The organism is Variovorax endophyticus, from assembly GCF_025376855.1.
Classification (GTDB): Bacteria; Pseudomonadota; Gammaproteobacteria; order Burkholderiales; family Burkholderiaceae_C; genus Variovorax.
Genome location: NZ_JAHUTH010000025.1, coordinates 83,914 through 96,282 on the forward strand (window position 1 = coordinate 83,914; position 12,369 = coordinate 96,282).

General features: G+C 67.7%; 10 protein-coding genes and 1 tRNA gene. 9 read left to right on the top strand and 2 right to left on the bottom strand.

Annotated elements, in window-relative coordinates:
* The first annotated feature begins 5 nt into the window (after positions 1 to 5).
* From KV106_RS28255 to KV106_RS28295, 9 genes are all read left to right on the top strand, one after another.
* Positions 6 to 82: transfer RNA gene (locus KV106_RS28255), tRNA-Pro, on the top strand.
* Positions 83 to 203: 121 nt separating this feature from the next.
* A complete protein-coding gene (pilB, locus tag KV106_RS28260; RefSeq protein WP_057592120.1) occupies positions 204 to 1,937 on the top strand; it encodes a type IV-A pilus assembly ATPase PilB in 1,734 nt (577 codons plus the stop codon).
* Positions 1,938 to 1,967: 30 nt separating this feature from the next.
* Complete coding sequence (locus tag KV106_RS28265; RefSeq protein ID WP_057592099.1) at positions 1,968 to 3,203, top strand: type II secretion system F family protein; 1,236 nt, start codon at positions 1,968 to 1,970, stop codon at positions 3,201 to 3,203.
* Complete coding sequence (locus KV106_RS28270) at positions 3,203 to 4,168, top strand: prepilin peptidase (RefSeq protein ID WP_057592100.1); 966 nt, start codon at positions 3,203 to 3,205, stop codon at positions 4,166 to 4,168. The genes KV106_RS28265 and KV106_RS28270 overlap by 1 nt, the downstream gene beginning before the upstream one ends.
* Positions 4,169 to 4,184: 16 nt before the next feature.
* Positions 4,185 to 4,793: a dephospho-CoA kinase gene (coaE, locus tag KV106_RS28275; protein WP_172705374.1), complete on the top strand. Its 609-nt coding sequence runs from the start codon at positions 4,185 to 4,187 to the stop codon at positions 4,791 to 4,793.
* A gap of 74 nt (positions 4,794 to 4,867) precedes the next feature.
* Positions 4,868 to 6,358: an MBOAT family O-acyltransferase gene (locus KV106_RS28280; RefSeq protein WP_057592102.1), complete on the top strand. Its 1,491-nt coding sequence runs from the start codon at positions 4,868 to 4,870 to the stop codon at positions 6,356 to 6,358.
* Between the two features lies 1 nt (position 6,359).
* Positions 6,360 to 7,373, top strand: coding sequence for a hypothetical protein (locus KV106_RS28285; protein WP_261214023.1), 1,014 nt, complete (start codon positions 6,360 to 6,362; stop codon positions 7,371 to 7,373).
* Positions 7,374 to 7,407: 34 nt separating this feature from the next.
* Positions 7,408 to 8,163: a cell division protein ZapD gene (gene zapD / locus KV106_RS28290; RefSeq protein WP_057592104.1), complete on the top strand. Its 756-nt coding sequence runs from the start codon at positions 7,408 to 7,410 to the stop codon at positions 8,161 to 8,163.
* On the top strand, positions 8,160 to 8,384 hold the full coding sequence (locus KV106_RS28295) for a DNA gyrase inhibitor YacG (RefSeq protein ID WP_057592105.1): 225 nt from the start codon (positions 8,160 to 8,162) through the stop codon (positions 8,382 to 8,384). The genes zapD and KV106_RS28295 overlap by 4 nt, the downstream gene beginning before the upstream one ends.
* Positions 8,385 to 8,412: 28 nt before the next feature.
* Here the strand turns inward: KV106_RS28295 and KV106_RS28300 are convergent, their stop codons facing one another.
* Positions 8,413 to 10,380 carry an acyltransferase family protein gene (locus tag KV106_RS28300; protein WP_261214026.1) on the bottom strand — a complete coding sequence of 656 codons (1,968 nt, stop codon included), beginning with the start codon at positions 10,378 to 10,380 and terminating at the stop codon, positions 8,413 to 8,415.
* Between the two features lie 23 nt (positions 10,381 to 10,403).
* Positions 10,404 to 12,368 (bottom strand): acyltransferase family protein, encoded by a 1,965-nt coding sequence (locus KV106_RS28305; RefSeq protein WP_261214028.1) that lies wholly within the window; start codon positions 12,366 to 12,368, stop codon positions 10,404 to 10,406.
* Position 12,369 lies beyond the last annotated feature (1 nt).

Sequence of the window (12,369 nt, forward strand, 5' to 3'; positions counted from 1 at the left end):
ACCATCGGGGTGTAGCTTAGCCTGGTAGAGCGCTACGTTCGGGACGTAGAGGCCGGAGGTTCGAATCCTCTCACCCCGACCAGTCTTTTCGAGACTGGCATAAACCTTCAGAATGCCATTTTCTGTTGCTGTACGGCGATTTACAGCACCGGAGTGTTCAGCGATGATCGTGAAGCAATTTCTCACATCTCTTGCATTCGCTGATGGCTGCAGCCGAACTTCCCGTTAAAGAAAACCCGCAAGTCGCCTTGCCAGGGCTTGCACGCGCGCTGGTTTCGGCCGGCAAGCTGCCCGCGAAGACCGCGGAAGATCTCTATCAGAAGTCGCTGAGCAGCCGCTCCAGTTTCATCGCCGAGCTCACGGGCACCGGCGCCGTCTCTGCCGCCGACCTCGCCCACACGCTCTCGAATGCGTTCGGCGCCCCGCTGCTCGACCTCGACGCCATCGACCACCAGCGCCTGCCGAAGGACCTGCTCGATCCCAAGCTCTGCCAGGCCTATCGCATCGTCGTCCTCAGCAAGCGCAACAACCGCCTGATCGTCGCCACGGCCGACCCGTCCGACCAGCAGGCGGCCGAGAAGATCAAGTTCGCCTCCCAGATGGGCGTGGACTGGGTCATCGCCGAGTACGACAAGCTCTCGCGCATGGTCGAGGCCGCCGCCGCGAGCGCGGCCGAAACCATCAACAGCATCGTCGGTACCGAGTTCGAGTTCGACGACGTCACGGCCGACACCGCCGGCGACGCCAACGAACAGGCTATCGCCGAGGTCGAGGACGCGCCGGTCGTGCGCTTCCTGCACAAGATGCTGCTCGACGCGGTCAGCATGCGCGCCTCGGACATCCACTTCGAGCCCTACGAGCACCACTACCGCGTGCGCTTCCGGGTCGACGGCGAACTGCGCGAGGTCGCGAGCCCGCCCACCGTGATCAAGGACAAGCTGGCGTCGCGCATCAAGGTCATCTCGCGGCTCGACATCTCCGAGAAGCGCGTGCCCCAGGACGGGCGCATGAAGCTCAAGATCGGCCCCGACCGCGTGATCGACTTCCGCGTGAGCACGCTGCCCACGCTGTTCGGCGAGAAGATCGTGGTCCGGATTCTCGACCCCAGCAGCGCGCGCATGGGCATCGATGCGCTGGGCTACGACGCCGACGAGAAGGAACGCCTGCTGCACGCGATCAGCCGACCCTATGGCATGGTGCTCGTGACCGGGCCGACCGGCTCGGGCAAGACGGTGTCGCTCTACACCTGCCTGAACCTGCTGAACCAGCCGGGCGTGAACATCGCGACCGCCGAAGACCCGTCGGAAATCAACCTGCCGGGCGTCAACCAGGTCAACGTGAACGAGAAGGCCGGCCTGACCTTCGCGGCCGCGCTGCGGGCCTTCCTGCGGCAGGACCCGGACATCATCATGGTCGGCGAAATCCGCGACCTCGAAACCGCCGACATCTCGATCAAGGCCGCGCAGACCGGCCACCTGGTGCTGTCGACGCTGCACACCAACGACGCGCCCACCACGCTCACGCGGATGCGCAACATGGGCATCGCGCCCTTCAACATCGCATCGAGCGTGATCCTGATCACCGCCCAGCGGCTCGCGCGGCGGCTGTGCATGACCTGCCGCACGCCCGCGGACATCCCGCGCGAGGCGCTGATCGAGGCCGGTTTCCAGGAGCACGAGGTCGACGGCAGCTGGAAGCCCTACCGGCCCGTGGGCTGCGCGGCCTGCACCGGCGGCTACAAGGGCCGGGTCGGCATCTACCAGGTGATGCCGATCTCCGAGGCGATCCAGGAGATCATCCTGCGCGACGGCAGCGCGCTCGACATCGCGCAGCAGTCGGAAGCCGAAGGCGTGCGCTCGCTGCGCAAGTCGGGCTTGCGCAAGGTGATGCAGGGCCTGACCTCGCTCGAGGAAGTGGTGGCGGTCACCAACCTATAACGAACACATCGGAAGCGGAGATCGAACCGAATGGCCACAGCAGCATCGACGACAAACCGGCAACGGCGCGACGTCAAGGAATTCGTCTTCGAGTGGGAAGGCAAGGATCGCAACGGCAAGCTGGTACGCGGCGAACTGCGTGCCGGCGGCGAAAACCAGGTGCAGGCCGCGCTGCGGCGCCAGGGCGTGCTCGCGACCAAGATCAAGAAGCGCCGCACGCGCTCGGGCAAGACGATCAAGCCCAAGGACATCGCGATCTTCACGCGCCAGCTCGCCACCATGATGAAGGCCGGCGTGCCGCTGCTGCAGTCCTTCGACATCGTGGGCCGCGGCAACGCTAATCCCAGCGTCGCCAAGCTGCTCAACGACATCCGCAGCGACGTCGAGACCGGTACCTCGCTGTCGTCGGCGTTCCGCAAGTTCCCGAAGTACTTCGACAACCTTTATTGCAACCTGGTCGAGGCCGGCGAAGCAGCCGGTATCCTCGAGGAGCTGCTCGACCGCCTCGCCACCTACATGGAGAAGACCGAGGCGATCAAGTCGAAGATCAAGTCGGCGCTGATGTATCCGACCTCGGTGGTCGTGGTGGCCTTCGTGGTGGTGGCGATCATCATGATCTTCGTGATCCCGGCCTTCAAGCAGGTGTTCAGCTCCTTCGGCGCCGACCTGCCCGCCCCCACGCTCTTCGTGATGGCCGTCAGCGAGTTCTTCGTGGCCTACTGGTGGCTGATCTTCGGCGTGATCGGCGGCGGCCTCTACTTCTTCTTCCAGGCCTGGAAGCGCAACGAGCGCGTGCAACGGGTCATGGACCGCCTGCTGCTGCGGGTGCCGATCTTCGGCGCGCTGATCGAGAAGTCCTGCGTCGCGCGCTGGACGCGCACCCTGGCCACCATGTTCGCCGCGGGCGTGCCGCTGGTCGAAGCCCTCGACTCCGTCGGCGGCGCCTCGGGCAACACCGTGTACGGCGACGCCACGGCCAAGATCCAGCAGGAGGTGTCGACCGGCACCAGCCTCACGAATGCGATGACCAACGTCAACCTGTTCCCCTCGATGGTGATCCAGATGACCGCCATCGGCGAGGAATCGGGCTCCATCGACCACATGCTCGGCAAGGCCGCGGACTTCTACGAGTCCGAGGTCGACGACATGGTCGCCGGCCTCTCGAGCCTGATGGAGCCGATCATCATCGTCTTCCTCGGCGTGATCATCGGCGGCATCGTGGTCTCGATGTACCTGCCCATCTTCAAGCTCGGCCAGGTCGTCTGATGCCGGTGTCGCAGGGATTCGACGCCGCGCTGGCCGGCGTCCTCGGTCTGCTGATCGGCAGCTTTCTCAACGTGGTGATCTACCGTACGCCGGTGATGATGTACCGCGACTGGCTCAACGACGCGGTCGCGAACCTCATGAGCTCGAAGGACATGCCCTCGCTCTGGTCGCTGGTCTTCGGCCCGAAGGCGCAGCCGCCGGCCGGCCTCGAGGCCGCGGCCGACAAGGCCGCGATCGAGCTCGAGAAGCTGCCGCGCTTCGACCTCACGCGCCCCCGCTCGCGCTGCGGCGGCTGCGGCCACGAAATCCGCTGGTACGAGAACATCCCGGTGCTGAGCTACCTCGCGCTGCGCGGCCGCTGCGGTGCCTGCAAGACGCGGATCAGCCCGCGCTATCCGCTGGTCGAGCTGGCCACCGCCGCGCTGTTCGCGCTGTGCGGCCATCGCTTCGGCCTCACGCCGACGGGCGCGCTGTGGGCGGCCTTCGCGGCGCTGCTGGTCTGCCAGTTCCTGATCGACTTCGACACCCAGTTCCTGCCCGACTCGATCAACTACCTGCTGCTGTGGCTCGGCCTGATCGGCGCGGCCGCGGGCTGGACCGGCACCTCGCTGCAGCTCTCGGTCTGGGGCGCGGTGTTCGGCTATCTGAGCCTCTGGCTGGTCTACCATGGCTACCGACTCGTCACGGGCAAGGAAGGCATGGGCTACGGCGACTTCAAGCTGCTGGCGGCGCTGGGCGCATGGCTCGGTGCCGACTACCTGATCGCGATCATCCTGGTGTCGTCGCTCGTGGGCGCCGTGCTGGGCCTGGGCATGCGCATCGCGGGCAAGTTGGCCCACAAGGACATCCCGATCGCCTTCGGCCCCTTCCTCGCGGGCGCGGGCCTGGTCTGCCTCGTGATCGGCCCCGGCGCCGTCAAGCAATGGGCGCCCTTCGCCTTCCCGCTCGGCCCCTGGCTGCACTGAAAGCCGCGCCCCTCCCATGATCCGGCGCATCGGCCTCACCGGCGGCATCGGCAGCGGCAAGAGCACCGTCGCGGGCCTGCTGGTGGCCGAGGGCGCGGTGCTGGTCGATACCGACGCCATCGCACGCCGCATCGCCGAGCCCGGCGGCATCGCGATGCCGGCCCTCGAGGCCCGCTTCGGCACCGCGGTGCTGCGGCCCGACGGCGGCCTCGACCGCGCCCGCATGCGCGAGATCGTGTTCCAGGACCCCGAGGCCAAGCGCGCGCTCGAGGGCATCCTCCATCCCCTGATCGGCACCGAGACCCGGCGCGAGGCCGCGGCCGCCGGCCCCGATGCCACCATCGTCTTCGACGTCCCGCTGCTGGTCGAATCGGGGCGCTGGCGCGCACTGGTCGAGCGCGTGCTGGTGGTCGATGCCACCGAGGAAACCCAGCTGCGGCGCGTCGTCGCGCGCTCGGGCTGGACACCCGAGGCGGTACGCTCGGTGATCGCACAGCAGGCCCCGCGGGCGCTGCGCCGGGCCGCGGCCGACGCGGTCGTCTACAACGAAAGCCTGTCGCTGGAGGAACTCGCCGTGCAGGTGCGGGGTCTCTGGAAACGGTGGACGTCGGCCGGCACGCGATAATCCCCGGTTAGCCGCAGCGGCGGCTGCACCACGATTACGACAAAAAGGCGCTCGCTGCAGCGCCTCCTTTCGAGATGCTGTTCAACTCGTACCCCTTCATCTTTGTCTACTTCCCACTGGTGCTGCTCGGGTTCTTCCTGATCGGCAAACGCAACATCCGGGCCGCGGCCGGATTTCTTGCGCTGGCCTCGCTGTTCTTCTACGGCTGGTGGAGCGTGCAGGCGCTGCCGCTGCTGCTGGCCTCGATCTGCGTCAACTACTGGTTCGGCCTGCGCCTGACGCCGGCCCCGGGGCGCGACGACCGCCGGCGCAAGACCTTGCTGATCACGGCGCTCACGGTCAACCTGGTGGTGCTCGCGGTCTTCAAGTACGCCAACTTCTTCGTCTCGAACGTCAACGACGGCCTGAGCGCCGCGGGCCTCGCGCCGATCCCGCTGCTGCACATCGTGCTGCCGATCGGCATCTCGTTCTATACCTTCACGCAGATCGCCTTCCTGGTCGACTGCTGGCAGGGCAAGGTGCACGAGCGCAGCTTCATCCACTACGTGCTGTTCGTCACCTACTTCCCGCATCTGATCGCTGGCCCGGTGCTGCACCACGCGCAGATGATGCCGCAGTTCGCCAACCCGGCGACCTACCGCGCCGACCCCAACAAGATCGCGCTCGGCCTGGCCATCTTCACCTTCGGCCTGGCCAAGAAGCTCTTGATCGCCGACCCGATGGGCCAGTACGCCGACCTGGTCTTCAATGGCGTGCACAACGGCATCGAGCCCACGCTCTACACCGCTTGGTTCGGCGTGCTCGCCTACACGCTGCAGATCTACTTCGACTTCTCGGGCTACTCCGACATGGCGGTCGGCCTGTCGCTGTGCCTGGGCGTGCAGCTGCCGCTGAACTTCAACTCGCCCTACAAGTCGACCAACATCATCGAGTTCTGGCGCCGCTGGCACATCTCGCTGTCGACCTTCCTGCGCGACTACCTCTACATCCCGCTAGGCGGCAACCGCAAGGGCCCGAAGCGCCGCCACGTGAACCTGTTCCTCACGATGGTGCTCGGCGGCCTGTGGCACGGCGCGGCCTGGACCTTCGTGATCTGGGGCGCGCTGCACGGCATCTTCCTGATGATCAACCACGTCTGGACCACCACCTTCCGCAAGGGCCCGTCGGGCATCGCCGGCCGCGTCTTCGGCTGGTTCCTGACCTTCCTGTGCGTGATGATCGCCTGGGTGATGTTCCGCGCCGAGAGCCTGCACGCCGCCATGGACATCTACCGCGGCATGCTGGGCCTGCACGGCGCGCCCGGCACCGCATTCCGCGAATTCCTCGCGGTGCCCTACCGCAAGCCCGAGTTCTTCCAGACCATGCTGGTGGCGATGGTCATCTGCCTCGCGCTGCCGCCCACCATCACGCTGCAGCGCTGGGTTCCGCAGGCCGCGGCGTTGGCCGGCCGTCCCGCGCTCAGCAAGCTGTTCACGGCCGCGATGGCGGTCTTCACCGTGACGCTGCTCGGCATCTGCATCTCGAAGCTCGGCACCTACAGCCCCTTCCTCTATTTCCAGTTCTGACATGACGCCCGCAAAACTGTGGCTGCGGATCTTCGTGGCCGGATTCCTCGTCATCTCGTCGCTGCTGGTGCTCACGCTCGCGACGCCCATTCCCTACGGCGACCTGAGCCGCATCGGCCTGATGTCCGACCGCGAGTTCGGCTGGACCCAGGAGCCGCCCAAGGTCGCGCCCGAATACCTGCATGCCGTGCCGCTCGACCAGGCCGACATCGTCGTGATCGGCGACAGCTTCTCGATGACGCACCGCTGGCAGTCGGTGCTGGTCAAGGCCGGCTACAAGGTCACCACGGCTTTCTGGGGGCAGTTCGACGAGCGCCTGTGCGGCGACTTCGACGCCTGGCTCGCGCGCGCCGGCTTCAAGGGCAAGCTCGTGATCGTCGAGAGCGTGGAGCGCATCCTGCAGGAGCGCATGCGCTACACGCGCAGCTGCGAGACGATGAAGCGGCCCTTCGCCGCGCGCACCGAGCCCTTCGCGGTGCCGCTCGAGCACGTGCCCGGCTTCGCGCTCAACTGGGGCGCCAAGCTGACCTCGGGCCTGGACACGCTCAAGTACACGCGCGCCGCCAAGGCGACCACGGCCGACACCATCTCCACCGACCGCACCAAGGCGCGCACGGTGGTCAATGGTTGCGACATGTTCAGCCATCGCCTGTGCAACAAGGCCCTGTTCTTCGGCGAGGACGACGAGAACGGCGAGCTGCCGGCCGCGGACGTGGCCGCGATGCAGGCCTTCACGAAGTCGCAGACCGCGTTCCCGATGCTCTGGATGGTGATCCCCAACAAGACCACCACCTACATCGATCCCTCGCACTCGAAGGCCTTCGTCGAGGCCTTCAAGACCTCGGGCCTGGGCCCCGACCTGTTCGCCTTCGCGCAGGAAAAGAAGACCCAGATCCGCGACTTCTACTTCCCCAACGACACCCATCTGTCGATGCACGGCCAGCTCGCGCTTGGCGAGCTGATGCTCGGCGAGGTGCGCAAGATCGTGCCTCAGCCCCCGTCACGCACGCCATGAGGCTATCATCGCCTCGTCAGGAGACCGAGCCCGCGTGATCCTCTACGAGTACCCCTTCAACGAGCGCATCCGGACCTATCTGCGACTGGAGCACCTGTTTCGCCGCCTCGGCGAGCTGGTGCCTGCCGAGTCGCCCCTGTCCCACCACTTCGCGCTCGTCACCATCTTCGAGATCATGGATGTGGCCGCGCGCGCGGACCTCAAGGCCGACGTCATGCGCGACCTCGAGAAGCACAAGTCCGCCTTCAACGCCTACCGCGGCAATCCGAACATCTCGGAAGCCGCGCTCGACCAGGTGGTGGCGCAGCTCGAGCGCAACTTCAACACGCTCAACGGCATCGCGGGCAAGGCCGGCCAGTCGCTGACCGAGAACGAATGGCTCATGAGCATCCGCAGCCGCGCGAGCATTCCGGGCGGCACCTGCGAATTCGACCTGCCCGCCTACTACGCCTGGCAGCACCGCAGCACTCAGAGCCGACGCGCCGACCTCGAGCGCTGGTCGGGCACGCTGGCACCGCTGGCCGAATCGATCTACCTGCTGCTCAAGCTCTTGCGCGATGCCGACGTGCCCTACAAGGTCATCGCCACCAACGGGCAGTTCCAGCAGAACCTGCCGCAGGGCCGCAGCTTCCAGCTGCTGCGCCTGCGCATCGACCCCAAGCTCGGCCTGATCCCCGAGATCAGCGGCAACCGGCTCATGGTCTCGGTGCGGCTCATGCGCCACGAGAGCGACGACCGCCTCCACCAGAGCAGCGACGACACCCCGTTCGAACTCACCCTGTGCGCATGACCGGCGAAGAGCGCATCGAGGCCCGCAAGGGCGAACGCATCGTCCGCTGCCCGACCTGCGGCGGCGACAGCGTCTATTCGGAACGCAACCCCTACCGCCCCTTCTGCAGCGCGCGCTGCAAGGGCATCGACCTCGGTGCCTGGGCCAGCGAGGAGTTCAGGATGCCGGCCGAGGCCCCGCCCGACGACGAGCCCTTCGGCGATCCGAAGGCGCAGCAGTAGCACGCTCCACGGAAATCCGTGGGTTGCGCTACCTGCCGCCCGCGGGCGGCGCTTCCCCGAGAAAGATCCTGTCGACGTAGTCCGCGTGCGCTCGCGTGTACACGGGCCGCAGATGTTCGCCGTCCTTGTAGACCGGCTTGCCGTCGGCCGTCACGCGCAGGCATTGGCCGTCCTTGCACAGCGAGGCCATCGGTTCGACCACCTGCGCACCGCTGTCCAGCGCGATCTGCCGCAGCCGCGCATTGAGCTCGGCCTGCGCCGCGGGCACCGGGGCCGTCGGCGAATCGAGCACCACCGTCATCGTACCGAGCCGGCTGCCCGCGATCATGCGCTGCGGCTGGAAGTCCATGCCGCTCGGGTTGTCGAGCAGCAGGTAGACCTTCTTGCCCTGCTTCACGAGTTCGGCCATGGTGTGGCCCAGCATCGAGAGCGCCGGCGCGATACCGGGCCCGCCGTTGTTCACCGGGTAGACCGCGCGGCCCTCGCGGTACTCGTAGGCCAGCGGGAAATCGCCGCTGAAGTAGCAGTTCCAGCAGCCGCCGAACACCACGGTGTCGATCTGCGGCGCGCGCGCGAGCTCCAGCATGCCGTCGCGCTGTTCGCCGCAGGCCGGGTTGCCCTCGGCGAACATGCCGGGAATCGGCGCGCAGGCGCCCCAGGTGTAGAAGTAGGCGGTCGCCATGCGCTCGGGTGCCAGGCGCTCGAGCGCCTTGGCGCGCGGCCCGTACTGCTGCATGTGGCTGTCGCCGATCAAGAGCACCTTGCGCTCGCCGCGGCCGACCCGGTAGACCAGGTGCGGGCCCACCTTCTCGGGCGTGAAGCCGTCGTAGTAGCCGTCGTCCACGGTCGCGTCGGTCACCTTCTGCAGCATCTCGCCGCCGTTGCGCGCCGGCAGGCCGGCCACCACCATCGCGCCGGCCAGCACGATCGCGCAGCCGACGCCGACCAGCCCGCGCAAGAGCGGCGCGCCCGCGCGGGTGCGCGTGAAGCGTTCGAGAAAGCGGTAGGTCAGCCAAGCCAGCAGCACCGCCGCGACCACCGCGCCGGTGCGCACGCCCGCCGAGGGCTCCCAGCCGCCATTGAGGATGCGCGGGTACACCAGCAGCGGCCAATGCCACAGGTACAGCGGATAGCTGATCAGCCCGATGCCCACCATCAGCGGGTTCGACAGCAGGTACCGATTGAGCACCCCCTGCGGCCCCGCCGCGATGCAGCTCGCCGCGCCCAGCACCGGCAGCAGCGCCCACCAGCCCGGAAACGCCTTGTCCGCGCGGATCGTCGTCAGCGCCAGCACGATCAGCCCCACCCCCAGCACCGACTGCACATGGCTGCGCCACGCGGGCTTCGTCACCCCGACATCCCTCAACCGCATGCACGCCAGGATCCCGCCCGCCATCAGCTCCCAGAAGCGCGACAGCGGCGAATAGAACGCCGCCGTGCGAAACGGATGGATCGTCAGCACGTTGATCAGGAACGACACCACCGCCAGCGCCCACAGCACGCGCAGCATCGGCCAGCGCCGACGCCACGCCAGCGCCAGGAGCGGCGGCCAGAAGATGTAGAACTGCTCCTCGATCCCCAGCGACCACAGGTGCAGCAGCGGCTTGGTCTCCGCCGCCGTGTCGAAGTACCCCGCCTCGCCCCAGAACACGAAGTTCGCGATGAAGGCCGCCCCGCCCGCGGCCTGCTTGCCCAGCTCCACGAACTCGCGGTTCAGCAGCACGTACCAGCCGAAGGCCAGGGTCGCCGCCAGCACCAGCATCAGCGCCGGGAAGATGCGCCGCACGCGCCGTGCGTAGAAGTCGCGGTAGCTGAAGTCGCCCGCGGCCTGGCTTTGAAGAATGATGGTCGTGATCAGGAAGCCCGAGATCACGAAGAAGAGGTCCACCCCCACGAAACCGCCGGGCAGCGCCTTCGGGAAGGCGTGGTACACCACCACCGAGGCCACGGCCACGGCGCGCAGGCCATCGATGTCGGGGCGGTACTTGGGATGCATCGCTGCGCCTTTCGGCAGTCCTTTCAATTGCCCGCGCGCGGCGGCGCGGGTGCGAGAAACGCCGTGTCGACGTAGCTCGCGTGGTCACGGATGTAGGCCGGACGCAGATGGTTGTTGTCGAGATAGGCCGGTCCGCCGTCGGGCATGGTGCGCAGGCACCGGCCCTCGCGGCACAGGCGACCGGCCGCGTCGATCGGCTCGGCACCGCTCGCCGCCGCGATCGCCAGCAGCCGCTCGTTCAGCCGGGCCTGCCCGGGTGGCTGTACCGCCGTGCCGGCCATCGCCAGCACGCTCAACGTGCCCAGGCGGCTGCCCGAGATCATGCGGCCCGGCTCGAAATCGCTGCCCATCGGGTTGTCCAGCAGCAGGTAGACCTTCTTGTGGCGCGCGAGTTCGCCCAGCAGCTTCTGCAACGATGCCAGCGCCGGCTCGATGCCGGGCCCGCCGTCGTTGATCGGCAGCGCCGAAGCGCCGTCCTCGAACACGTAGGGCATGTAGAAGTTGCCGGTGAAGTAGCAGTTCCAGCAGGCACCGACCACCACGGCGTCGATCTTCGGATCGAAGGCCGCCTCGAGCATCTGCGCGCGCCGCGGCGCGCAGCCCGGATTGATCGGCACCATCATGCCCGGCACCGGCGCGCAGGCCGGGTATTCGAAGAAGTAGGTGGTGGACATGGTCTCGGGCGAACGCTGCGCCAGTGCGCGCGCGCGCGGCGCGTACTGCGAGATGTGGCTGTCGCCGATCACGAGCACCTTGCGCGCGCCCTCGCCCGCGCGGCGCACGAAGTTGCCGTCGAGCGTCTCGGAGGCAAGCCCCGCGTAGTACTCGCCGTCCGAGGAGGCATTGCTCAGCGTCTGCAGCATCGGGTCGTCGTGCCGCGGCGCGGGCAGGCCCAGTTGCACCGCGACCGCCACGGCGATCACCGCGATGGCGCTGCCGCCCAGCACGCGCAGCGTAGCGGGCCCCGTGCGCACCCGGACCGCGCGTTCCACCGTGCGGTAGGTGAGCCAGGCCAGCGCCACGCTGGCCGCGACCATCGCGGCGCTCAGGGCCGCCGACGGCGCCGCGCCCTGCACGATGCGCGCATAGGACAACAGCGGCCAATGCCACAGGTACAGCGGATAGCTGATCAGCCCGATGCCCACCATCAGCGGGTTCGACAGCAGGTACCGATTGAGCACCCCCTGCGGCCCCGCCGCGATGCAGCTCGCCGCGCCCAGCACCGGCAGCAGCGCCCACCAGCCCGGAAACGCCTTGTCCGCGCGGATCGTCGTCAGCGCCAGCACGATCAGCCCCACCCCCAGCACCGACTGCACATGGCTGCGCCACGCGGGCTTCGTCACCCCGACATCCCTCAACCGCATGCACGCCAGGATCCCGCCCGCCATCAGCTCCCAGAAGCGCGACAGCGGCGAATAGAACGCCGCCGTGCGAAACGGATGGATCGTCAGCACGTTGATCAGGAACGACACCACCGCCAGCGCCCACAGCACGCGCAGCATCGGCCAGCGCCGACGCCACGCCAGCGCCAGGAGCGGCGGCCAGAAGATGTAGAACTGCTCCTCGATCCCCAGCGACCACAGGTGCAGCAGCGGCTTGGTCTCCGCCGCCGTGTCGAAGTACCCCGCCTCGCCCCAGAACACGAAGTTCGCGATGAAGGCCGCCCCGCCCGCGGCCTGCTTGCCCAGCTCCACGAACTCGCGGTTCAGCAGCACGTACCAGCCGAAGGCCAGGGTCGCCGCCAGCACCAGCATCAGCGCCGGGAAGATGCGCCGCACGCGCCGTGCGTAGAAGTCGCGGTAGCTGAAGTCGCCCGCGGCCTGGCTTTGAAGAATGATGGTCGTGATCAGGAAGCCCGAGATCACGAAGAAGAGGTCCACCCCCACGAAACCGCCGGGCAGCGCCTTCGGGAAGGCGTGGTACACCACCACCGAGGCCACGGCCACGGCGCGCAGGCCATCGATGTCGGGGCGGTACTTGGGATGCATC

Bases quoted from the DNA above. Each gene is read 5' to 3' on its own strand.
- KV106_RS28265 (WP_057592099.1), top strand. From the start codon at position 1,968: ATGGCCACAGCAGCATCGACGACAAACCGGCAACGGCGCGACGTCAAG.
- KV106_RS28285 (WP_261214023.1), top strand. From the start codon at position 6,360: ATGACGCCCGCAAAACTGTGGCTGCGGATCTTCGTGGCCGGATTCCTC.
- KV106_RS28305 (WP_261214028.1), bottom strand. From the start codon at position 12,368: ATGCATCCCAAGTACCGCCCCGACATCGATGGCCTGCGCGCCGTGGCC.
- KV106_RS28280 (WP_057592102.1), top strand. From the start codon at position 4,868: ATGCTGTTCAACTCGTACCCCTTCATCTTTGTCTACTTCCCACTGGTG.
- KV106_RS28295 (WP_057592105.1), top strand. From the start codon at position 8,160: ATGACCGGCGAAGAGCGCATCGAGGCCCGCAAGGGCGAACGCATCGTC.
- coaE (WP_172705374.1), top strand. From the start codon at position 4,185: ATGATCCGGCGCATCGGCCTCACCGGCGGCATCGGCAGCGGCAAGAGC.
- pilB (WP_057592120.1), top strand. From the start codon at position 204: ATGGCTGCAGCCGAACTTCCCGTTAAAGAAAACCCGCAAGTCGCCTTG.
- KV106_RS28270 (WP_057592100.1), top strand. From the start codon at position 3,203: ATGCCGGTGTCGCAGGGATTCGACGCCGCGCTGGCCGGCGTCCTCGGT.
- KV106_RS28300 (WP_261214026.1), bottom strand. From the start codon at position 10,380: ATGCATCCCAAGTACCGCCCCGACATCGATGGCCTGCGCGCCGTGGCC.